Consider the following 23442-nt stretch of genomic DNA (forward strand, 5'->3'; position numbering starts at 1 on the left):
CCCATGATTGTCGTGGAAAAACTGACAAAGCAGTTCAAGGGTCAAGTGGTGCTCAACGGCATCGATCTGGAAGTGAAGGAAGGCGAAGTCGTGGCGATTATCGGGCCGAGCGGCTCGGGCAAGACCACGTTCCTGCGTTGCCTGAACTTCCTCGAAGAACCCACCAGCGGCCGGATCAAGGTCGGCGACATCGAGATCGATGGCAGCCGCCCGCTGAACCAGCAGCAGGGTCTGGTGCGACGTTTGCGCCAGCATGTGGGCTTCGTGTTCCAGAACTTCAACCTGTTCCCCCATCGCACCGCCCTGGAAAACGTCATCGAAGGCCCGATCATCGTGAAGAAGATCCCGCACGCCGAAGCCGTTGCCCTGGGTAAAAAGCTGTTGGCCAGGGTTGGCCTGGCGGGCAAGGAAGACGCTTACCCGCGACGCCTTTCCGGTGGTCAGCAACAGCGTGTGGCGATTGCCCGCGCGCTGGCGATGGAACCGGAAGTGATTCTGTTCGATGAACCCACTTCCGCGCTCGACCCTGAGCTGGTCGGTGAAGTGTTGTCGACCATCCGCAGCCTCGCTGAAGAGAATCGCACCATGGTCATCGTCACCCACGAAATGGGCTTTGCCCGGGACGTGGCGAATCGCGTGGTGTTTTTCGACAAGGGTGTGATTGTCGAGCAGGGCGAAGCCAAGGCGTTGTTTGCCAATCCGAAAGAAGAGCGGACCCAACAGTTTCTCAGTAAGTTTCTAAATAACACGCACCCCTGAAACAATGATTAAAACTGGTCAACTTCCATGGAAGGAAGTGACAGTTACCCACCCCTCCAAACATCTTCACACTCTCTCCATCCTGCACTAACTATATAAAACTCCCTGTCGCCCCATGCGGTACATATATATGTCCTGCAACAGAATCACCCTGCCTAAAATACGCCATCATCCTTAACCGCCAGACTCACCGGGTCGGCTTACCCGATGCGTCATACCGGGGAAAAACGTGGGTAAAGTTCGACGGCACGATGCGGCTTATTAACTGCACCGCGTAGGAGTTTTCTGAATAACACTGAATCCACTCACCCACTAACAAACTCTATTGACACCTATTCCGGCGCGCTCTTATCTAGTCTGCAACAGGCGCCAATCATTCCGACGTATTCGTTATTAACACGAACTTTTTGTTGCCCGGTGATTCACGCCTATTGAACTTCCAGAAACGGACTTCGCTGCAAGGCTTCAAGGAGAAACCCATGACAAGCACCTCGAACAAACCCGAACTTGCGGCCCCGACCCTGGCGCAATCCCACAGGAGTGGCATCAACATCACCTCGGCCGCCCACTTGCTGATCGCTGTAGCGCCCTACCCCGGCATGGACGAAGGCGATCTGATCGAACTCTACTGGGACGACTGCTACGTGGCTTCAAAAGCCCTGATCGTCGACGACGTCAATCAACCCGTGCAACTGCGAGTGCCCGAGAGCTTTGTCGTCAATGGCACCTCACACGTCCACTACCGCATCATGCAAGTCGGGCAAGACCCGGCCTTGTCGCCGACCACGCGAGTGCAGATCAAGCTCGATTGCCCGGGCGGCCAGTCGCCTGCCGTGTCCGGCGACGAAAACCAGAGCCTGGCCCCGGTAAACCTCCCCGATACCATCCGCCGCCACGGGGTCAATCCGAACCAGATAAAACGCGGCGTGCCGCTGACCATCGAGCCTTACCTGAACATGGCCATCGACGACGAAATCACCCTGCAATGGGGCGATGTGCGCATGGACCTGCCCAAGCTCAAGGCTGGGGATATTGGCCAGCCAATCCAGGTCTGGGTGCCTGCGGCGATCATTCTTGAAGCGGGCGAAGACCTGAGGCTGGAAGTGACCTACTGCATCCTCGACCGAGTGGGCAACAACTCACGCTGGGCACCGCCGCGGATGCTGAAGATCGGATGTGCCAATCCCTACCTGAAAGTGCCGTTGAAGGAACAACTCAAGGCCGCCGAACGCTGAGACCCCTGTAGCAGCTGTCGAGCACCGCGAGGCAGCGTTCGGCGGCGAAGCCGTCGCAAAGTCAGCCAACGCGGTGTTTCAGGTAAACCGCGTGTGCAGGTTTGACGACGGCTTCGCCGCCGAACGCTGCCTCGCGGTGCTCGACAGCTGCTACAAAAGAACCAATCCCTAGGGTCCGCTGTTGCTCTACAAACAACTGTTGCCCTGCGGACAGACGCCCTTCTATGCATATTCCCAAAAGTTAGTTTATTAATTATTTATACGCGCTTAGGGTATATGCACCGGACCACCGGACATTCTTGTTTTTCGTTCGCCGCCACCCTCGCGGCGTTTCCATGAGATGTGAGGTAGGTATGGTCCCCAACACAATCACCCCAGTGCAGATCGCCAGGGCATTGCGTGCAGCCAAGGAGCGGCACTGATGTCCAGTCTGGCAGAAGCCACCATCCAGAGTGACCTGGATATCGCCCCCCTGTTGTTGCCCGCGCAGGTCTTGCGCAACGACGCACAAGCCATCAAGGCCGCCCATGAGCTGGCGCAAGTCGCCCGCCTGCAAGCGGCCAAACGTGACCAGCAGCGCAAGCTGCCGTGGTCGGAAATCGAACAGTTCACCCGCAGCGGCCTGGGCAGCATTGCCATTCCGCGCGAGTACGGTGGCCCGCAGGTTTCGTTCGTCACCATCGCCGAGGTGTTCGCGATCATTTCCGCGGCCGACCCGGCACTCGGACAGATTCCGCAGAACCAGTTCGGCATCCTCAATCTGGTGCTCGGCAGCGCCACCGAATCGCAGAAAAAACAGCTGTTCAAAAGCGTGCTCGAAGGCTGGCGCATCGGCAATGCCGGGCCGGAACGCGGCACCAAAAACACCCTCGAACTCAAGGCACGGATCACCGCTGACGGCGACGGCTTTGTCATCAGCGGCCAGAAGTTTTATTCGACCGGCGCGCTATTCGCCCACTGGGTGGCGGTCAAGGCGCTGAACGACGACGGCAAGCAAGTGCTGGCCTTCGTCCGTCGTGGTACGCCGGGTTTGCGCATCGTGGATGACTGGTCCGGTTTCGGCCAGCGCACCACCGCCAGCGGCACGATTTTGCTCAATAACGTGCGGGTCGACGCCGAGTTGGTGGTGGATAACTGGAAGATCAACGAAAGCCCGAATATCCAGGGCGCCGTGTCGCAATTGATTCAAGCGGCCATCGACGCCGGCATCGCTCGCGGCGCCATCGATGACGCCATCGAATTCGTCAAAACCCGCGCCCGGCCATGGATCGACGCCAAGGTCGAACGGGCCAGCGATGACCTGTACGTGATCGCCGACATCGGCAAACTGAAAATCGAACTGCACGCCGCCGAAGCGCTGCTGCGCAAGGCCGGGCAAGTGCTCGACCAGGTCAACGCCGCGCCGCTCACCGCCGAGTCCGCCGCCCGCGCTTCAATCGCCGTGGCCGAAGCCAAGGTGCTGACCACCGAGATCTCGCTGCTGGCCAGCGAAAAGCTGTTCGAACTGGCCGGCAGCCGCGCCACCCTCGCCGAATTCAACCTCGACCGTCACTGGCGCAACGCCCGCGTGCACACCCTGCACGACCCGGTGCGCTGGAAGTACCACGCCGTCGGCACCTATCACCTCAACGGCACGTTGCCCGCTCGCCATTCCTGGATTTGACCAGACCTCTGGAGAAACACATGACTCTTTCTCACCACGTCGCGGTCATAACCAGCGATGAGCAAGCCCTGATCGTCGCCAGTGACCTGGCCGAAGATTTCAAACGCGACAGCGCCCTGCGCGACCGCGAACGCCGTTTGCCGCACCCGGAACTGGAAGTGTTTTCCCGCTCGGGCCTCTGGGGCATCAGCGTGCCGAAAGAATACGGCGGCGCTGGCGTTTCCAACGTCACCCTGGCCAAAGTCATTGCCCTGATCGCCCAGGCCGACGGCTCCCTCGGACAAATTCCGCAGAACCATTTCTATGCCCTCGAAGTGCTGCGAGTGAACGGCAGCGAAGAGCAGAAAAAGCGCCTGTACGCTGAAGTCTTGGCCGGCCAGCGCTTCGGCAATGCCCTCGCCGAACTCGGCACCAAAACCGCCCACGACCGCGTCACCAGCCTGACTCGGGACGGTGATGGCTATCGCATCAACGGCCGCAAGTTCTACGCCACCGGGGCGATCTACGCCCAACGCATCCCCACTTCCGTAGTGGATGAAAACGGTGTGCAGCAATTGGCGTTTGTCCCGCGTGAAAGCAACGGTTTGACGGTGATCGACGACTGGAGCGGCTTCGGCCAGCGCACCACCGGCAGCGGTTCGGTGGTGTTCGAAGACGTCTACGTCGCCGCCGAAGACGTGATCCCGTTTCAAAGCGCTTTCGAACGCCCGACCACCGTCGGCCCGCTGGCGCAGATTCTTCACGCCGCCATCGACACCGGCATCGCCCGCGCGGCTTACGAAGATGCGTTGCATTTTGTGCGGACCAAAACCCGGCCGTGGATCGATTCCGGCAACGACAAAGCCATTGAAGATCCACTGACCATCAAGAGCTTCGGTCACTTGGCTATCCGCTTGCACGCGACTGAAGCACTGCTGGAACGTTCCGGCGAATTCCTCGACAAGGCCCAGGCCAACATGAATGCCGAGACGGTCGCCGCCGCCTCGATTGCCGTCGCCGAAGCCCGGGCCATCAGCACCGAAATCTCCCTCGCCACCGGCAGCACGCTGTTCGAACTGGCCGGCAGCCAGGCGACCCTGATCGAACACGGTCTGGATCGGCACTGGCGCAACGCCCGGGTGCACACGTTGCACGACCCGGTGCGCTGGAAGTATCACGCGGTGGGCAATTACTACCTCAACGATGAAAACCCGCCGCTGCGGGGGACCATCTGATGGCCGACGCCAAGAAAAAGATCCTGCTCAACGCGTTCAACATGAACTGCATCGGGCACATCAACCATGGCTTGTGGACGCATCCTCGGGACAACTCCACCGAATACAAAACCATCGAGTACTGGACCGAACTGGCGCAACTGCTGGAGCGCGGACTGTTCGACGGCTTGTTCATCGCGGACATCGTCGGTGTGTACGACGTCTATCAAAACTCGGTGGATGTACCGCTGAAAGAATCGATCCAGTTGCCGGTCAACGACCCGCTGCTGCTGGTCTCGGCCATGGCCGCCGTGACAAAGAACCTCGGCTTCGGCCTCACCGCCAACCTGACCTACGAACCGCCGTATCTGTTCGCCCGGCGCATGTCGACCCTCGACCATTTGAGTCGCGGTCGCGTCGGCTGGAACATCGTCACCGGTTATCTCGACAGCGCCGCCAAGGCCATGGGCCTGAGTGAACAAGTCGAGCATGACCGCCGCTACGACCAGGCCGATGAATACCTGGAGGTGCTCTACAAACTCTGGGAAGGCAGCTGGGAAAACGGCGCGGTGCTCAACGATCCCAAGCAACGGATCTATGCGCAGCCGGAGAAAGTGCACAAGGTCGAGCACAAGGGCGAGTTCTATCAGGTCGAGGGTTATCACCTCTGCGAACCGTCGCCGCAACGCACACCGGTGCTGTTCCAGGCCGGCAGTTCGGATCGCGGTTTGCTGTTCGCCGGGCGCCACGCCGAGTGCGTATTCATCAGCGGCCAGAACAAGCCATCGACCAAGGTGCAAGTGGACAAGGTCCGCGCCAGCGCCGTCGAGGCCGGGCGTAACCCTGAGGACATCAAGCTGTTCATGGGCTTGAACGTGATCGTCGGCGCCACCGAGGAACTGGCCTGGGCCAAGCATGCCGAGTACCTGAGCTACGCCAGTGCCGAGGCCGGCGTGGCGCATTTCTCGGCGTCCACTGCGATCGATTTTTCCCAGTACGAGATCGACGAACCGATCCAGTACGTGAAGAGCAACGCGATCCAGTCGGCGACCAAGAACCTGCAAAACAACGACTGGACCCGGCGCAAATTGCTCGAGCAACACGCTCTCGGTGGTCGCTACATCACCGTGATCGGTTCGCCTGAGCAAGTGGCGGATGAGCTGGAATCGTGGATCGCTGAAACCGGCCTGGATGGCTTCAACCTGACGCGGATTGTCACGCCGGAAAGCTATGTGGATTTCATCGATCTGGTGATTCCCGAGTTGCAGCGTCGCGGGTCGTACAAGACCGCTTACGACAGCGGCAGCCTGCGGGAGAAGCTGTTTCACGGTGAAGCGCATTTGCCGGAGCAACATACCGGCGCCCGTTACCGATACCAACCCCTGTAACCGATCGTTCCCACGCTCCGCGTGGGAATGCAGCCAGTGACGCTCTGCGTCACAGCCGCAGGGACGCGGAGCGTCCCGGGAGGCATTCCCACGCAGAGCGTGGGAACGATCCACACGATCTAAATCTCATGCACTGACTGGATAACCAACATGACCAGAAAACACCTGACCCACCCAGTCAAAGCACTGGCCCTGGCCCTCGGCCTGTTCAGCTCTGCGGTTTTCGCCGCCGACGCGCCGCTGAAAGTCGGCACCACCGCCGCCTTCGCCATCCCGCTGGAAGCCGCTGTCGAAGAAGCCTCCAAGCAAGGCCTGAAAGTCGAACTGGTGGAGTTCAGCGACTGGATCGCGCCCAACGTCAGCCTCGCCGCCGGCGATATCGATGTGAATTACTTCCAGCACATCCCGTTCCTGGAAAACGCCAAGGCTGCTGCCGGTTTTGACCTGGTGCCGTTCGCGCCGGGGATCATCAACAACGTCGGCCTCTACTCGAAGAAATACAAAAGTTTCGACGAACTGCCACAAGGCGCCAGCGTGGCCATCGCCAACGACCCGATCAACAGCGGTCGCGGCCTGCAACTGCTGGCCAAGGCCGGCCTGATCACCCTCAAACCGGGGGTTGGCTACAAGGCCACCGAAGAAGACATCATCGCCAACCCGAAGAAGATCAAAATCCTCCAGGTCGAAGCCGTGCAACTGGTGCGCGCCTATGACGACGCCGATCTGGTCCAGGGCTACCCGGCCTACATCCGTTTGTCGAAGACCTTCGACGCTGGCTCGGCGCTGCTGTTCGACGGCCTCGATCACAAGGAATATGTGATTCAGTTCGTGATCCGGCCAAAAAGCAAAACCGACCCGCGCCTGATCAAATTCGTCGACATCTACCAGCACTCGCCCGCTGTTCGTGCAGCGCTGGATAAAGCCCACGGCAAGCTCTATCAAGCCGGTTGGGAAAGCTGAGCATGACGGCCGCGATCCAACGGCGACTGGATATTCCAGAGCCTCAGAAAGCCGAAAAGACTGAGCTGCGCCCGGACCTCAATCGCGCCCACGTGCGCTTCATCGGCCTGGGCAAAACCTACAACGGTCAGCAAGGTCCGGTGGCGGCGTTGCACGGCATCGACCTGGCGATCCAGTGCGGTGAAGTGTTCGGCATCATCGGCCGCAGCGGCGCCGGCAAGTCGTCGCTGATTCGCACGATTAATCGCCTGGAGCAACCGAGTACTGGCCGGGTGTTGATTGATCAAGTGGACATCGGCGATTTCGACGAAGACCGTTTGGTGGCGTTGCGTCGGCGGATCGGCATGATTTTTCAGCACTTCAATTTGATGTCGGCCAAGACGGTTTGGCAGAACGTTGAGTTGCCGCTGAAAGTGGCTGGTGTGCCCAAGGACAAGCGCGAAAAAAAGGTCCGAGAATTGCTGGAACTGGTGGGTCTGCAAGAGAAGCACAAGGCGTACCCGGCGCAGCTGTCCGGTGGGCAGAAACAACGCGTCGGCATTGCCCGTGCGTTGGTGCATGATCCGGAAATTCTGTTGTGCGACGAGGCGACATCGGCGCTGGATCCGGAAACCACACAATCGATCCTTGGCCTGCTGCGCGAGATCAACCGGCGCCTCGGTTTGACCATTGTGCTGATCACCCATGAGATGGCGGTGATCCGCGATATCTGCGACCGGGTCGTGGTGCTTGAGCACGGACGTGTCGTTGAGCAAGGGCCGGTGTGGGAGGTTTTTGGCAACCCGCAGCATGAAGTCAGCAAGACCTTGCTCGCGCCGCTGCAACACGCCCTGCCGGAAGAATTGCAAAGCCGCTTGCGCGCTCAACCCCAATCTTCGGATGCCGCCGTCGTGCTGCGTTTGCAATTCACGGGCAGCGCGACGGATGAACCGGATCTGGCGGCACTGTTCGTCGCCCTCGGTGGTCGCGTGCGGCTGCTTCAGGGCGGTGTAGAGCGAATTCAGGGACATGCGCTTGGGCAACTGCTGTTGGCGGTAGCAGGTTCGTCCCTGAGCGCCGAGGAACTGCGTCAACGCGCCAGCAACTGGGCGCAACAGGTGGAGGTGCTGGGTTATGTGGTTTGATCGCTTGCTTCAGGGCTTCATCGACACGTTTTTGATGGTGGGTGTGTCGTCGCTGATCGCACTGCTGGCGGGGATTCCGATGGCGGTGATTCTGGTCACCAGCGACAAGGGAGGCATCTACCAGGCGCCCGCGCTGAACCGTGTGCTGGGCGCGTTCGTGAACCTGTTCCGCTCGATTCCGTTTTTGATTCTGATGGTGGCGTTGATTCCATTCACCCGGTTAATCGTCGGCACCACCTATGGCGTCTGGGCTGCGGTCGTGCCGCTGACCATTGCCGCTACCCCGTTCTTTGCGCGCATCGCCGAAGTGAGTTTGCGCGAAGTCGACCACGGCTTGATCGAAGCCGCGCAAGCGATGGGTTGCCGGCGCTGGCATATCGTCTGGCATGTGCTGTTGCCTGAAGCGCTGCCGGGGATTGTGGGCGGTTTCACCATTACGCTGGTGACGATGATCAACTCGTCGGCCATGGCCGGAGCGATTGGTGCTGGCGGGTTGGGAGACATCGCGTATCGGTATGGGTATCAGCGTTTTGACAGCCAGATCATGTTGACGGTGATTGTGTTGTTGGTCATGTTGGTGGCGATTATTCAACTCGGCGGGGATCGGTTGGCTCGAGGGTTGAACAAGCGTTGAATGCAGTGCGATTGAAGCGCTTTTTTGGCAGGTCATCACTGACCTGTTAAGGGAAGATTTCCTACAAGAAAATCAGAGTGCCAGCAGGCCCGTTCCCTTTCATTTGCAGGACATTTCCTAGATCATTTCGCTCGCTTGCGCCTGCCAAATCCGGTGGCTAGTCTTCGGCCCGTCACTGCTCATCAGTGATCGGGTTTAGTCGCCCGGATTACCGGGCGCACAGCGCCACCTCATCTCAGGTGTTTTATCGCCTGTAATTTATGGTGGCTGTGCGCAGGGCACCCTCGGGTGCGCCGGTATTGCCTGGTGACCGGTCGACTAACCTGCGCGCAGCCGCCACCTCTGTTCGTTTAGTCGCGATATCGGTCGGCTCCAATCAATATCAGGAGTTTTACCCATGAAAAGATCCGTTCCCGATCCACCCTCCAACGCACCTGAAAACGACGCCCCGCTCAGAGACCGATCCGCGCTCTATCGGGCAATCGATTTCTACCTCACCGGCGACCAGCCTTCGGCGCCCGATGAACTGCGTTTCTACAACGTCAGTGACGATGTGAGCTTTGAAGACACCCAACTCTATGTGGCTGACTTGCTGCGTTGTGCCTCAGTCACGGCGTATCAGTGTGGCGACCAGCTCAAAGGAGCAGAACGCGCCATGGTGTTTTCGGTTTGGCATTTGCTGGAGATCGCCAAAGCCATGGTTGATCGTTCCATTGATTGTCTGGGGATGAAGCAGAGCTGAGTCATCAGCCGTCAGTGATATCACCTTCGCGGGCAAGCCTCGCTCCTACAGGTTTTGTGTCGATTCTCGATCCTGCGATCGACACAAAACCTGTAGGAGCGAGGCTTGCCCGCGAATGGCTGCGAAGCAGCCCCCAGATTGATGGCGTATATTCGGCAAATCCCCATTGCCTGCGCAGCCCCCCATGAAACAAACCCCCGACGACCTCCAGAAAATCACCGCCACTACCCTGGGCCATTACAACTCGGTGGCCGAGGGCTTTCGCGAGGGGACGCGCGATCACGATGTCAGCCAGAACATCGATGCACTGTTGCGGCACATTCAGGGTGCAGCGCCGTTTAGCATCCTTGATTTCGGCTGCGGGCCGGGTCGTGACCTGCAAACCTTCACGCGCATGGGTCACATCGCCGTAGGCCTGGATGGTTCGGAGAAGTTTGCGCAGATGGCCCGGGAGGACAGCGGTTGCGAGGTCTGGCAGCAGGACTTTCTGAAGCTGGATCTGCCGGCCGAGCGCTTCGACGGGATTTTCGCCAATGCGGTGCTGTTTCATATTCCGCGTCAGGAGTTGCCTCGAGTGTTGAAGGAACTGCACGCGGCGCTGAAACCGGGTGGGGTGTTGTTCAGCTCCAATCCCCGAGGGGAGAATCAGGAAGGCTGGAATGGGCCGCGGTATGGCGCGTATCACGATTTGCAGGCGTGGCAGGCATTGCTGACCGAGGCCGGATTTGTCGAGTTGGAGCATTACTACCGGCCGGCGGGGTTGCCGCGCGAGCAACAGCCTTGGTTGGCCAGCGTTTGGCGCCGCGCCGACTGATCGTTCCCACGCTCCGCGTGGGAATGCAGCCCGTGACGCTCTGCGTCACCACCGTAGGGACGCGGAGCGTCCCGGGAGGCATTCCCACGCGGAGCGTGGGAACGATCATTAGGCTGACTCTTTTTTCGGCTCGCGGATTTTGTACCAGGCCACATACAGCGCCGGCAAAAACAGCAGCGTCAGCAACGTCGCGATGATGATCCCGCCAATCATCGCGTAAGCCATCGGGCCCCAGAACACTTCCCGGGCAATCGGGATCATCCCCAGGCTCGCCGCCGCTGCCGTCAGCAGAATCGGCCGGCGACGATGCTCCGTCGCCTGCGCCACCGCGTCCCACGGTTCAACGCCTTCCTTCTCCAGCGATTCAATTTGCGTCACCAGAATCACCGAGTTGCGGATGATGATGCCGATCAGCGCCAGGATCCCGAGGATCGCCACAAAGCCCATCGGCGTGCCGGTCGGGATCAGCGCCAGCACCACGCCAATCAGCCCGAGCGGCGCGACGCTGGCCACCAGGAACAGCTTCTGCACGCTGTGCAACTGGATCATCAGGAACGTCGCCATCAGGAACAGCATCAGCGGTACGACTTTGGCAATCGGCCCTTGAGCCTTGCCGCTTTCTTCGACAGTACCGCCCGTAGCGACCTTGTAGCCCACCGGCAACCCGGCAGCGAACTTGTCGATGGTCGGTTGCAGTTGTTTCACCAGATCGGTCGGCTGGATCTCATCGCGCACCGCAGCCTTGATGGTAATCGTCGGTTTTCGATCCCGGCGCCACACCAGCGGTTGCTCCAGCTCATACCGCACCGTGGCGAAGGCCAGCAGCGGAATCGAGGTGCCGCCCGGCGTGACGATTTGCAGGTTTTGCAGAGTTTCCGGCGTACCACGTTCAGCGTCTTCGGCGCGGCCAACCACGTTGATCAGGTAGATGTCATCGTCCACCTGAGTGATCGGCGAACCGACAACGATGCTGTTCATCAGGTTGGCCACGTCTTCCGACGACAGCCCCAGTTGCCGCGCCTTGTCCTGGGCGATGTCGATGCGCAGGACTTTACCCGGCTCGTTCCAGTCGTAAATGATCTCGCCGATGTGCGAGTTCTTGTCGAGTTCGGTGGCCAGTTCGATCGCGTGTTTACGCACTTGATCGATGTCCTTGCCGCTGACCCGGTACTGGATCGGCCGCCCCACCGGCGGGCCCATTTCCAGGGCCTGGACGTAGCTGCCGATGCCGACAAAATCCTTGCGCAGCCGTTCGCGCAAGCGTTGGCTGAGCGCAGTGCGCGATTCCAGGCCTTTGCTGACGATGATCAATTGCGCGTAGTACGGGTTCTGCAATTGCTGGTCGAGGGGCAGGTAGAAACGGATCGCGCCTTCGCCGATGTAGGTGCTCCAGCGCACGATGTCCGGGTCGTCCTTGAACGTGGCTTCGAGCTTGTCCACAGCCTTGCGGGTTTCGTCGATCGAGGCGTTTTGCGGCAGGTTGAGGTCGACGAGAATTTCCGGACGGTCCGAGGACGGGAAGAACTGGTTCTGCACGAACTGCATGGAAAACACCGACGCCACGAACAGTGCGACGGTGATGCCGATAGCCCACCAGCGATTGCGCATGGCCCAGAGCATGCCGCCGTTGAATGCGCGGCCGATGCGACCCGGCTCGGCGGAATGGGGTTTCACATTGGTGCTGAGGATGTGCACGGCGATCACCGGGGCGAACAGCACGGCGACAATCCACGACAGGATCATCGCCACGGCGATCACCGCGAACAGCGTGAAGGTGTACTCACCGGCGGAACTGGCGTTCAAGCCAATCGGCACGAAACCGGCCACCGTCACCAGCGTACCGGTGAGCATCGGGAACGCGGTCGAGGTGTAGGCGAACGTCGCCGCCTGCTCCTTGGTCTCGCCCATTTCCAGGCGCGTGACCATCATCTCCACCGTGATCATCGCGTCGTCCACCAACAGGCCGAGGGCGATGATCAGGGCGCCGAGGGAAATCCGCTGCATGGTGATGCCGCTGTATTCCATGAAGACGAAGACCATCGCCAGCACCAGCGGAATCGAGCACGCCACCACCAGCCCGGCGCGCACGCCGAGGCTGATGAAGCTGACGATCAGCACAATCACCACTGCTTCGAACAACGCACTGGTAAATCCGCCGACGGCTTTTTCCACCACGGCAGCCTGGTCGGACACGTTGTGCACGCCGACGCCCACCGGCAAATCGGCGGTAAGGTCGGTCATGCGTTGATGCAAGGCCTTGCCGAATTCCTGGATATTGCCGCCCTTCTTCATCGCAATCGCCAGGCCGATGGCCGAGTGACCGTTGAAGCGGAATTGCGGGGTGGACGGATCGACATAGCCACGGCTGATGTCAGCAATGTCGGCCAGGCGATAGAAGCGGTCGTTGAGCCGCAGGTTGACGTTGGCCAGGTCTTTCTCGGAGGCAAACTGCCCGGAGGTGCGCACGGATATCCGCTCGGGACCGGCTTCGATCACCCCGGCCGGGGTCACGGCATTTTGCGATTGCAGGCTCTGCACCACCTGGCGCTGATCGATACCCAAAGCCGCGAGTTTGCGCGTGGAGAAATTCAGGTACAGGACTTCATCCTGCTCGCCAATCATCTCGACCTTGCCCAGCCCCGGCACATCGCGAACAGCGGCACGCACTTGTTCCACATAGTCGCGCAACTGACGCATCGACAAGCCGTCAGCGGTAAAGGCGTACACCGAGCCGAACACATCGCCGAATTCGTCGTTGAACCCCGGCCCTTGCAAGCCCTGGGGAAATTCGCCACGAATGTCGTTGATCTTCTTGCGCACCTGGTACCAGATTTCCGGGATGTCCTTGGCGCTGGTGGTATCGCGCAGGTACACAAACACGGTGGATTCACCGGGTCGCGTATAGCTTTTCACGTAGTCGAGGGAATCGAGTTCCTCGAGTTTTTTCTCGATGCGGTCCGTGACCTGCTTGAGGGTTTCTTCCTGGGTCGCGCCGGGCCAGCGGGTCTGGATGACCATGGTTTTGATGGTGAACGAGGGGTCTTCTTCGCGACCGAGATTCATGTACGAGAACACGCCCATCAGCAGCGCGACGAACATCAAATACCAGACAAACGACTGATGCTTGAGGGCCCATTCGGATAAGTTGAAACTCCCTTTCATTGTGGGTTGCCCTCATCGACTTTGACTTTCTGCCCGGGTTTCAGGCTGTTCACACCGGCACTGACCACGCGTTCACCGGACTTCACGCCGTTGGCCAGCACCACGGTTGAATCGGTGCGGCTGATCAGGCTGACGTCCCGTGGGGAAACGGTTTGCGTCTGCGGGTCGACCACCCAGATACGGGTTTTGCCATCGACCTCTTGCAGGGCAGTGACCGGCAGTTCAAGACGCGGTTTGATCGCGGAGCTGAGGGTCACGCTGATCGCCGTGCCGAGGCGAAAGCCCGCTGGCGTGTCGGTCAGGGTCAGGCGCGCGCGACGGGTACGGGTCGCGCTTTGGGCCTGGGGTTCGATTTCGCGGATGATCGCGGTGCTGGTGATGCTCGGGTCCAGTTGCGCAGCAACCTGGAACACCACGTCCGCCGGCAGTTGATCGACGAGGATGTCCGGCAGGTCGATCACCGCTTCCTTGATGTCCGGTTGCGCCAGGGTCACCACTTGCTGACCGGCAGTGACAACCTGGCCGGCTTCGGCATTCCACGCGGTGACGATGGCTTTGTGATCGGTGCGCAGTTGCACGTAGTTGAGTTGATCCTTGGCCTGATCGACCGCGGCCTTGGCCTGATCGAGGGACGCCTGGGTGGTTTTCAGGTCGGTCTGGGCGATGTCCAGTTGCGCCTGGGCGCCGACTCCGCGATCAAACAATTCCTGCTGGCGACGGGCGCTGGCCTGGGCGTTGATGAACTGCGCCTGAATCCGCGCCAGATCGCCCTCGGCGGAGCGCAACTGGTTCTGCTGATCGGTGGGGTCGAGGGTCGCGAGCAAGGCGCCCTTCTCGACTTCGGCGCCGACATCGACATTGCGGCTGGCGATACGACCCGGCACCCGGAAGCCGATATTGCTTTCATAGCGCGCCTGGATACTGCCGGCGAAACGGCCAAGGTCTTCCTGATTCAGGGCTTTGACTTCGATGGACAGCACCGGGCGCACCGGCTCCGGTGGCGGCTCTTCTTTTGAGCAGGCTGCCAGCAGCAAACCGGCAGACAACAGCATCAGGCGCTTCATTGTTCGGCTCCCGGTGCCAGATCCTTGTAGGTGTTCTCGGCGATTTCCACTTTCATTCCCGGGTGCAGTAACTGGCCGCCGGCGATGATGACTTTTTCACCACCGTCCAGGCCGCCGCTGATGATGACTTTGCCGGTCAGGTAGCGGCCGACGGTGACGTTGTGCAGTTGCGCCTTGCCGTCCGCGTCCACCAGCCACACGGCGGGTTCGCTGAGGTTCTTCGTTAGCGCTGACCAGGGCAATTCCACGGCGGATTTGCCCGGCGCCTTGGCCGTGGCGCTGACCACCGAGCCAAGCTGCATGCCGTCGGGCAGTCCGTGGAGGGTGACTTTGACTTGTACGGTGCCGGTCTGCGCCGAAACGGCCGGGGTGATTTCCCGGACGGTGCCGGTGGTTTTGATCGCCGGGTTATCGAGCAGGCTGACCACCACCGATTTGTCCGCGGGCGGCTCGACCAGCAGCGATTCGTAGACGTTGAACACGGCGTCGCGTTCGCCGTCCCGAGCCAGGCTGAAGATCGGCACGGTGGCCTGGACGACTTGGCCAACTTCGGCCTGGCGCGCGGTGATCACCCCCGGTGCTTCGGAAATCAGCGAGGTGTAGCTCAGTTGTTCGCGGGCGTTGGCCAATTGCGCCTGGGCGGCGGTCAGGGCGCTTTGACTGCTGCGTAAAGCAGCCTGCGCCGCATCGTATTCGCTTTGGCTGGTGTAGCCCTTGGGCAGGAGTTTTTGCTGGCGCACGAACGCAGCGGCGGTCTGCTTGACCCGCGCCTGTTCGGCGGTGACCTGGGCCTGGGCGGAATCGACGTTGGTCTGCAGGTCTTTCGGGTCGAGTTTGGCCAATACCTGTTTGGCCGAAACCCGGTCACCGACATCGACCATGCGCTGGATGATCTTGCCGCCGACGCGAAACGACAACTCGGTTTGCACCCGGGCCTGGACGTCGCCGGTGAGGGTCACGGAAGCGGCGTAATCCGCGGGCTTGACCGCTTGCACGAAGACGCGCGGCAGGTCTTTCTCGACCGGTTTTTTATCGCCGCAGGCGGTCAGCAGGGCGAAGACGCCCACGCCCACCATAATTTTCAATCCGGTACCCGCCATGCAGACTCCTTTTCGTTGTACGAACGTGCAAGTGACGATACGACTGTGAGCTTAGAACAGGGTTCAATGGGTGCACTGACCGCGATAAATAATGTGATCAAACCGCTGCCTTTGTAGCAGCTGGCGAAGCCTGCGTTCGGCTGCGAAGCAGTCGTGAAGTCAGACACCGCGGTGTATCAGGCAGACTGAGTATTCAGGTTTGACGACTGCTTCGCAGCCGAACGCAGGCTTCGCCAGCTGCTACAGGTCACGGTGTGGCCGACAATAAGGCAAACTGGCCGCCTATGCAGCAGGAAGCTCTTATGCTCAAAACCCTCGCGGTGGCCAATTACCGCTCGATCAATAAATTGGTGATCCCGTTGGGTCGGTTGAACCTGATCACCGGCCCCAACGGCAGTGGCAAGTCCAACCTCTATCGCGCGTTGCGCCTGCTGGCGGAAACCGCCCAGGGCGGCGTGGTCAATGCGCTGGCCCGTGAAGGCGGGCTCGATTCGACGTTCTGGGCCGGGCCGGAGAACATCAGTCGGCGTATGCGTAACGGTGAAGTGCCGATCGAAGCCACCGTGCGCCAAGGCGTCAAACGCTTGCGCCTGGGATTTGCTGGCGAAGACTTCAGCTATTCGATTGCCCTGGGTCTGCCGGCGCCGACAGAGTCTTACTTTGCCCTCGACCCGGAAATCAAAAAAGAATGCATCTGGGCCGGGCCGCTCTACCGCCCGGCCAGCCTGCTGGTGGATCGCGACGGCCCGATGATCCGTGCCCGTGAAGGTCGCAACTGGGATGTGCTGGCCCAGCACACGCCGAATTTCGACAGCCTGTTCGACCAGGTCGGCAGTTTTCGCACCTCGCCGGAAGTCATGCACTTGCGCGAGTTCATCCGCCGATGGCGCTTCTACGATCACTTTCGCAGCGACGCCGACGCCCCGGTACGTCAACCGCAGCTGGGTACGCGCACGCCGGTGCTGCACCACGACGGTCGCGACCTCGCGGCGGCGTTGCAGACCATCCGCGAAATCGGTGATCCCGAAGCGTTGCAAGCCGCCATCAGCGATGCGTTCCCCGGCGCGCGCCTGAACATCGCACCGTTGCAGGGTGGACGCTTCGCCATCGAGTTTTATCAGGAAGGGTTGTTGCGGCCGTTGTCGGCGGCGGAATTGTCGGATGGCACGCTGCGTTATCTGCTGCTGGTCGCCGCGCTGCTGACGCCTCGGCCACCGTCGCTGATGGTGCTGAACGAGCCGGAAACCAGCCTGCACCCGGACCTGTTGCCGGCGTTGGCGCGCTTGATTATCCGCGCGTCCGAGCAGTGTCAGGTGTGGGTGGTGTCCCATGCCCGGCGCTTGATCTCGGCGTTGCAGGAAGATCTGGAGTGCAATTGCATTGTGCTGGAGAAGACCCTGGGCCAGACCGGGATTGTCGGGCAGCGGGTGCTGGATGAGCCGGCGTGGAATTGGCCGGATTGAGATACACCGATCGTTCCCACGCTTTGTGGCGAGGGAGCTTGCCCCCGCTCGGCTGCGCAGCAGCCGTAAAACCATCGATGCGTTGACTCAGACAAATCGCATGCTCAGGTCTTGGGGGTGCTGCGCACCCCGGCGGGAGCAAGCTCCCTCGCCACAGGTGAGAACGATCAGGTCAGAGAATCACCCCTGCCACTTCCCACCCTCGACAATCACACTCTCAGGCTTGGTGTCATCACTCAGTTCTTTACGCACGTACTGGTCGTACAGCTTGAGCAGATACTTCTCTTCACCCAACTTCGCCAACTCGGTATTCACCCAGTCGCGCAGTTCGAGGTTGCCCTTCTTCACCGCCGGCGCAATCGGTGCTTCGGCGCCCAGAGTCTGAGTCAGCACGCGGTAACCAGGGTTCTGCTTGGCCCAGCTGAACAGCACCAGATTGTCTTGCGCATAGGCATCGCCACGCCCATTGGCCAAGGCTTGCAGCGACTCGGAGTTTTTCTCGAACTTGAGCAGTTTCCAGTCCGGGTGATTCTTGGTCAGCCAGATATCGGCCGTGGTGCCGGTGGTGACGATGGTGGTGCGGGTCGCCAGGTCATCGAGGTTTTTCACCGAACTGCCCTGCGGCACCAGCGCCTGCACCGCAACCTTGAGGTTCGGGTTGGTAAATTCCACCGCTTCCTTGCGCTCCGGCGTCACGGTCATGTTGGCCAGAATCAGATCGACCTTGTCGCTTTGCAGGAACGGAATCCGGCTCGCCGGCTCCACGGCGACGAACTCGACTTTGTTCTCATCGCCCAGCAAATCCTTGGCGAATTGCCGGCCGATGTCGGTATCAAAACCGACGTAGCGCCCCGCTTCATCGACAAAACCGAACGGCGGCTTGTCGGTGAAGACGCCGACGATCAGCTTGTCACGGGCCTTGATTTTGTCCAGGTAGCCGGCCGGCGCGGCGCTTTCGCTGGCAACTTTCGGCTTCGGCGGTTCTTCGGATTTGTTGCAACCGGCCAGCAGTGCGAGGCCGAGCAGCGGCAGTAAAAAGAGTGAAGACTTGGCAGTTTTCATAGCAGTTCCAGTTCCTTTGTTTGAGTCTTTTTGGGCAGGGCTTCGACGTAGGAGAATTTCTCCAGGAACTGCTGCGCTCGTGCGGTTTGCGGGTTCGTAAAGAAAAGCTCGGGAGGGTTTTGTTCGAGGATGCGCCCGGCATCCATGAACACGATGCGGTCGGCCACGGCGCGGGCGAAGGCCATTTCGTGAGTGACGATCAACAGGGTCATGCCTTCGCGGGCCAGGCCCTGAATCACCTCCAGCACTTCCTTGACCATTTCCGGGTCGAGGGCGGCGGTGACTTCATCGAACAGCATCACTTTAGGGTTCATGCACAGCGAACGAACGATGGCGATCCGTTGTTGCTGGCCACCGGAGAGCTGGCGCGGGAAGGCGTCGCGCTTGTCCGAAAGGCCCACGCGCGCCAGCAACGCTTCGGCCTGGTCACGGGCCTCACGGCGCTCGCGCTTCTGCACTTTGACCGGGCCGAGCAGCAGGTTATCGAGCACGTTCATGTGCGGAAACAGGTGATAACTCTGGAACACCATGCCGATCTGCTGGCGCACGTCGCGCCAGTCGGTGCCCTTGTCCAGCAACTCGCGGCCGTTGAAGGTCAGGCTGCCACTGTGGGCGACTTCCAGGCCGTTGAGGCAGCGCAACAAGGTGCTTTTGCCGCAGCCGCTGGGGCCGAGGATCACGATGACTTCGCCTGATTTCACTTGCAGGTCGATCTCTTTGAGCACCTGCTGCTCGCCGAAAAATTTGTTGAAGCCTTTGAACTCGATCAATGCGCTCATGCTTGCGTCCAGCGCCGCTCCAGCACGCGCGAGGCGGCCGAGAGCGGGTAGCAGATGAAAAAGAAAAACAGGAACAGTGCGCCGTAGATCAGCACCGATTCGTAGGTACGCTCGATGATCTGCTGGCCGACCTTGATCACGTCCACCACGCCGATCAGCACCGCCAGAGAGCTGGTCTTGATGATGCGCGTGTAGACGTTGATGGTCGGCGGCGTCATGCGTTTCAGCGCCTGGGGCAGCAACACGTAGCCATAGAGTTGCGGACCGTCCAGACCAATCGATAACCCCGCCTCACGCTGCCCGCGCGGCAACGACAGCAACGCGCCACGCACCACTTCGCCAACCTCGCTGGCACCCCACAGCGACAGCACCAGCACCGCGCACCAGAAGCTCGGAATGCTCAGGCCAAAGAAGATCGGCAGGCCGAAAAACAGCAGGTACAGCCAGACCAGCACCGGGATCGCCCGGAACAGCTCCAGATACACCCGCAAAATCGCGTTCAGCCATTTCGAATTTAGTGTACGCAACACGCCGTAGAGCACGCCGCCGACGGTGCTGATGGCGATGCTCAGGAAGGAAATCGATAAGGTTTGCGCAGCGCCCTTGCCCAGTTGCGGCAACGACACCCACAGTAATTCAAGACCCGAACTGGCCATGCTGGAGCCTCCTTTCCAGACGGCTGAGCAGCAACGACAGCGGCAAGAACAACAGCACGCAAATCAACGTCAGCACGGCGAGCATTTCGTAGGTTTTGTAGTAGAGCGCGATGTAGCTTTTGGTGGTGTAGAGAATTTCCGGCACCGCCACCGCCGAAACCACGGTGGTTTCCTTGAGCAGGAAAATGAAATTGGCGAACAGCGACGGCAGGCTGAGAATTCCGGCTTGCGGCAGGATCACGTAGCGCAGCAGTTGCCCGTGGGACAGGCCGATGGAGCGGCCCGATTCCAGCTGCGCTTGCGGTACGGCATCGACACCGGCACGCAGCACTTCCGTGAGGTAAGCACCGCCGAGGAAAGTCATGGTGATGATCGCCGCGGTGAATCCGGAAACGCGGATGCCCAGCGTTGGCAGGGCGAAGTAGACGAAGAACAGCTGAATCAACAACGGCGTGTTGCGCGCCAGTTCCACATACAGCCCGACCAGGCGCTGCAAGTAAGGCGTGCGAAACACCAGGATCGTCGCGTTGATCAGCGCCACCAGCAACGAGGTGCCGATGGCGATGAAGCCGACCTGCAGCGTCACGCCCACGGCTTTGAGAAACGCCGGCAGGGTGCTGAGGATAAAAGCGTAATCGAAGGTCATTGAACATCCTGGACGTCGCTCGGTAAGCGACGGTGGTGCAGTCCATGAACGGTGGATAACCGTCCGGCAGGCACCGACTTTAAAGGTATAAAAAGAAGAATTTAAATACCGTTAAAGCATATTGATATCACACAAAAAACTATCTCGTGGATTTGCGGCGGCTACGGAAGACGACTATTTTCCTTTTCGCTGTAGGAAGGATCTTTTTTTCAAAAACCCCCTCCAAGGACGCACAGCTTTTGGCCAGACTTCGGCCAAACCCATCACAAGGAAGAGAAAAATGGCTGACATAAAAGCACCGCAGCGGCTGGACCCGCAGGACATCGTGAAGTTGTTGGTGGCGTTGCGCCGGGCGTTGAAGACGCAGGTGGCCTAAGACGATCGTTCCCACGCTCTGCGTGGGATGCAGCCCGTGACGCTCCGCGTCACTGGACGCGGAGCGTCCCTAGAGGCATTCCCACGCGGAGCGTGGGAACGATCAATATGGCTGACATAAAAGCACCGCAGCGGCTGGACCCGCAGGACATCGTGAAGTTGTTGGTGGCGTTGCGCCGGGCGTTGAAGACGCAGGTGGCCTAAGACGATCGTTCCCACGCTCTGCGTGGGAATGCAGCCCGTGACGCTCCGCGTCACTGGACGCGGAGCGTCCCTAGAGGCATTCCCACGCGGAGCGTGGGAACGATCAATATGGCTGACGTAAAAGCACCGCAGCGGCTGGACCCGCAGGACATCGTGAAGTTGTTGGTAGCGTTGCGCCGGGCGTTGAAGGCGCAGGCGGCCTAAGACGATCGTTCCCACGCTCTGCGTGGGAATGCAGCCCGTGACGCTCCGCGTCACTGGACGCGGAGCGTCCCTAGAGGCATTCCCACGCGGAGCGTGGGAACGATCAATCTAAAGCCGAACGCGGAGCGTCCGTTGAGGCATTCCCACGCGGAGCGTGGGAACGATCACGCCGACGCTAGTGTTAGCCGTCGGCGTTCAAAACCTTGAAGGGGTTTAAAGCTGCGTTAAATCAGAACGCCGGCAATACCGCACCGTTGTACTTCTTGGCGATGAACGCTTTCACTTCCGGGCTGGTCAGGGCTTTGGCCAGTTTCTGGATGGCGTCGCTGTCCTTGTTGTCCGGACGAGCCACCAGGAAGTTCACGTAAGGCGAATCGGCACCTTCGATCACCAGTGCATCTTTAGCCGGGTTCAGACCTGCTTCCAGCGCGTAGTTGGTGTTGATCATGTCCAGGTCGACCTGGTCCAGCACACGCGGCAGCATGGCCGATTCCAGTTCCTTGAACTTGAAGTTGTGCGGGTTCTTGGCGATGTCTTTCGGGGTGGCCAGGGCGTTTTTCGGGTCTTTCAACTCGATCAGGCCAGCCTTCTGCAACAGGATCAGGGCACGGCCGCTGTTGCTGCCTTCGTTAGGGATGGCAATGGTTGCGCCGTCCTTCAATTCAGCCAGGGTTTTGACTTTCTTCGAGTAGCCGCCGAACGGTTCGACGTGCACGCCGATCACGGTCACAAGGTTAGTGCCTTTGCCTTCGTTGAAGCTTTTCAGGTACGGCAGGGTCTGGAAGTAGTTGGCGTCCAGACGCTTCTGGTCGACCTGCACGTTCGGCTGAACGTAGTCGGTGAAGACTTTGATTTCCAGATCCACGCCTTCTTTGGCGAGGGTTGGTTTGATCAGTTCAAGAATCTCGGCGTGTGGGACCGGGGTCGCCGCAACCACCAGTTTCTCGCCAGCCTGGGCCAGGCCCGCAGTCAGGGCAGCCGCCAATGCGGTGAACAACAGAACCTTTTTCATGCAGTGTCCTTATCCGAAATCACGGTCGTCATCGACGACGGCTATTAGTACGTGTGCCAGTGAAGTGCTATCGCTGGCGTGAAGCGGACAATACCGGGATTTTTTATTCCCGAACAATATCTTTTATTCACTTTGATATTCCATTTTGTTCATACAGCTCTGGCTCGCGGGTTACCTGTAGGAGCGAAGCTTGCTCGCGAAGGCGTCCTTCCTGACACACCGTGTCGTCTGGGTTCGCGAGCAAGCTTTGCTCCTACACAAGCGCGGTGTTTTTGAGGAGTTGCTTCAAGGCTGTTTGTTCGGCAGCGGTGCCATTGGCGAGGATTTGTTTGAGTTGCCGCTCGATCTGCGCCAACGACGGTGGCGCCTCCGGCAGATTCAAATGCTCCGGCAAGATCTCATCCCCAGTGCTCACCAGCAGCGCGAAGTGAATGACGTTCTCCAGCTCGCGGGTATTGCCTGGCCAGCTGTGGGCTTCGAGTAGATGTTGCGCCGTCTCGCTGATCAGCGGCACCGGCAGGTCCAGGCGCTGGCTGTAGATGCCGAGAAAGTATTCAGCCAGAGAAAGAATGTCGCCCACCCGCTCACGCAACGCCGGCAATTCGAGCTGGCCTTCGCTGAGGTAGTGATAAAGCCGTTCGTGGAATTTCCCCGCCGCCACGGCTTGGGCCAGGTCGATGCTGGTGGCGGCAACCAGGCGCACGTCCACCGGGCTCGGCTGGTGCGCGCCGACACGGGTGACTTCGTGGTTCTCCAGGGCGGCAAGCAGTTTGATCTGGATGGGTAGCGGCAAGTCGCCGATTTCGTCCAGGTACAGCGTGCCGCCATTGGCCGAACCAAACCAGCCGGCACGACTGCTGGCCGAGCCGGCGTAGCTGCCGGCGGCGTAGCCGAACAATTCGGCGTCGGCGTAGGTCGGGCTGATCGCGCCGCAATTGACCGACACGAACAAACCGCCACGATCACTGGCGCGATGGATGTGGCGCGCGAGCAATTCCTTGCCGCTGCCGGTTTCACCGCGAATCAATACGGAAATGGCGCGCGGGGCCAATTGCTCCAATTCCTGGCGTAACTGCCGCGAGCGTGGATCGACGAACACCAGCGCTTTGGCGCGGATGCTCAGGGGGCTTTTTTCGGCGTCGGGGAAGGTCAGCAGCGGCTGACCGAAGGCTTCAAAACTCATGGCAGACTCCCGCCCAAAAC

20 protein-coding genes are annotated in these 23442 nt (G+C 60.1%); 11 read left to right on the forward strand and 9 right to left on the reverse strand.

Going from position 1 to position 23442, the window contains the following annotated elements:
• Window positions 1–3: 3 nt before the first annotated feature.
• The 10 genes from tcyN (at window position 4) to HKK53_RS19270 (ending at window position 10512) form a co-directional block, all read left to right on the forward strand.
• Window positions 4–759, forward strand: a complete 756-nt coding sequence (tcyN, locus tag HKK53_RS19225; protein WP_169372130.1) for an L-cystine ABC transporter ATP-binding protein TcyN — start codon at window positions 4–6, stop codon at window positions 757–759.
• Between the two features lie 479 nt (window positions 760–1238).
• Window positions 1239–1994, forward strand: a complete 756-nt coding sequence (locus HKK53_RS19230) for a hypothetical protein (protein WP_169372131.1) — start codon at window positions 1239–1241, stop codon at window positions 1992–1994.
• Window positions 1995–2415: 421 nt separating this feature from the next.
• Window positions 2416–3657, forward strand: coding sequence for an SfnB family sulfur acquisition oxidoreductase (locus HKK53_RS19235; protein WP_169372132.1), 1242 nt, complete (start codon window positions 2416–2418; stop codon window positions 3655–3657).
• Between the two features lie 20 nt (window positions 3658–3677).
• Window positions 3678–4871 (forward strand): SfnB family sulfur acquisition oxidoreductase, encoded by a 1194-nt coding sequence (locus HKK53_RS19240; protein ID WP_169372133.1) that lies wholly within the window; start codon window positions 3678–3680, stop codon window positions 4869–4871.
• Complete coding sequence (locus tag HKK53_RS19245; protein ID WP_169372134.1) at window positions 4871–6238, forward strand: LLM class flavin-dependent oxidoreductase; 1368 nt, start codon at window positions 4871–4873, stop codon at window positions 6236–6238. Before HKK53_RS19240 ends, HKK53_RS19245 begins: the two co-directional genes overlap by 1 nt.
• Before the next feature lie 150 nt (window positions 6239–6388).
• Window positions 6389–7198, forward strand: a complete 810-nt coding sequence (locus HKK53_RS19250) for a MetQ/NlpA family ABC transporter substrate-binding protein (protein ID WP_169372135.1) — start codon at window positions 6389–6391, stop codon at window positions 7196–7198.
• Window positions 7199–7200: 2 nt separating this feature from the next.
• Window positions 7201–8322 carry a methionine ABC transporter ATP-binding protein gene (locus HKK53_RS19255; protein WP_169372136.1) on the forward strand — a complete coding sequence of 374 codons (1122 nt, stop codon included), beginning with the start codon at window positions 7201–7203 and terminating at the stop codon, window positions 8320–8322.
• Window positions 8312–8956 (forward strand): methionine ABC transporter permease, encoded by a 645-nt coding sequence (locus HKK53_RS19260; RefSeq protein WP_169372137.1) that lies wholly within the window; start codon window positions 8312–8314, stop codon window positions 8954–8956. The genes HKK53_RS19255 and HKK53_RS19260 overlap by 11 nt, the downstream gene beginning before the upstream one ends.
• Window positions 8957–9353: 397 nt before the next feature.
• Window positions 9354–9698, forward strand: a complete 345-nt coding sequence (locus HKK53_RS19265; RefSeq protein WP_169372138.1) for a DUF6124 family protein — start codon at window positions 9354–9356, stop codon at window positions 9696–9698.
• A 184-nt stretch (window positions 9699–9882) separates the two neighbouring features.
• Window positions 9883–10512, forward strand: a complete 630-nt coding sequence (locus HKK53_RS19270) for a class I SAM-dependent methyltransferase (RefSeq protein ID WP_169372139.1) — start codon at window positions 9883–9885, stop codon at window positions 10510–10512.
• A 108-nt stretch (window positions 10513–10620) separates the two neighbouring features.
• Here the strand turns inward: HKK53_RS19270 and HKK53_RS19275 are convergent, their stop codons facing one another.
• Genes HKK53_RS19275 through HKK53_RS19285 form a run of 3 tightly spaced genes read right to left on the reverse strand, consistent with a single transcriptional unit; the run spans window position 10621 to window position 15838 of the window.
• The gene (locus tag HKK53_RS19275; RefSeq protein WP_169372140.1) at window positions 10621–13674 is read right to left on the reverse strand and encodes an efflux RND transporter permease subunit; all 3054 of its coding nucleotides are present in this window, start codon (window positions 13672–13674) and stop codon (window positions 10621–10623) included.
• Window positions 13671–14738, reverse strand: a complete 1068-nt coding sequence (locus HKK53_RS19280) for an efflux RND transporter periplasmic adaptor subunit (protein WP_169372141.1) — start codon at window positions 14736–14738, stop codon at window positions 13671–13673. The genes HKK53_RS19275 and HKK53_RS19280 overlap by 4 nt, the downstream gene beginning before the upstream one ends.
• Complete coding sequence (locus HKK53_RS19285) at window positions 14735–15838, reverse strand: efflux RND transporter periplasmic adaptor subunit (RefSeq protein WP_169372142.1); 1104 nt, start codon at window positions 15836–15838, stop codon at window positions 14735–14737. Before HKK53_RS19285 ends, HKK53_RS19280 begins: the two co-directional genes overlap by 4 nt.
• A gap of 302 nt (window positions 15839–16140) precedes the next feature.
• Between HKK53_RS19285 and HKK53_RS19290 the strand changes: the two genes are divergently transcribed.
• The gene (locus tag HKK53_RS19290) at window positions 16141–17301 is read left to right on the forward strand and encodes an AAA family ATPase (protein ID WP_169372143.1); all 1161 of its coding nucleotides are present in this window, start codon (window positions 16141–16143) and stop codon (window positions 17299–17301) included.
• 180 nt (window positions 17302–17481) lie between these two features.
• On the opposite strand, the gene HKK53_RS19295 is transcribed toward HKK53_RS19290, so the two are convergent.
• From HKK53_RS19295 to HKK53_RS19320, 6 genes are all read right to left on the reverse strand, one after another.
• Entirely contained in the window at window positions 17482–18363 is an 882-nt protein-coding gene (locus HKK53_RS19295; protein WP_169372144.1) for a transporter substrate-binding domain-containing protein, read from the reverse strand.
• Window positions 18360–19142 carry an amino acid ABC transporter ATP-binding protein gene (locus HKK53_RS19300; protein ID WP_169372145.1) on the reverse strand — a complete coding sequence of 261 codons (783 nt, stop codon included), beginning with the start codon at window positions 19140–19142 and terminating at the stop codon, window positions 18360–18362. The genes HKK53_RS19295 and HKK53_RS19300 overlap by 4 nt, the downstream gene beginning before the upstream one ends.
• Window positions 19139–19798: an amino acid ABC transporter permease gene (locus HKK53_RS19305; RefSeq protein ID WP_123515920.1), complete on the reverse strand. Its 660-nt coding sequence runs from the start codon at window positions 19796–19798 to the stop codon at window positions 19139–19141. Before HKK53_RS19305 ends, HKK53_RS19300 begins: the two co-directional genes overlap by 4 nt.
• Entirely contained in the window at window positions 19779–20444 is a 666-nt protein-coding gene (locus tag HKK53_RS19310) for an amino acid ABC transporter permease (RefSeq protein ID WP_169372146.1), read from the reverse strand. Before HKK53_RS19310 ends, HKK53_RS19305 begins: the two co-directional genes overlap by 20 nt.
• A 1012-nt stretch (window positions 20445–21456) precedes the next feature.
• On the reverse strand, window positions 21457–22239 hold the full coding sequence (locus HKK53_RS19315) for a MetQ/NlpA family ABC transporter substrate-binding protein (RefSeq protein ID WP_054047863.1): 783 nt from the start codon (window positions 22237–22239) through the stop codon (window positions 21457–21459).
• 253 nt (window positions 22240–22492) lie between these two features.
• Window positions 22493–23422 (reverse strand): sigma 54-interacting transcriptional regulator, encoded by a 930-nt coding sequence (locus tag HKK53_RS19320; protein WP_169372147.1) that lies wholly within the window; start codon window positions 23420–23422, stop codon window positions 22493–22495.
• Window positions 23423–23442 lie beyond the last annotated feature (20 nt).

The sequence above is a fragment of the Pseudomonas sp. ADAK7 genome, from assembly GCF_012935675.1.
Classification (GTDB): Bacteria; Pseudomonadota; Gammaproteobacteria; order Pseudomonadales; family Pseudomonadaceae; genus Aquipseudomonas.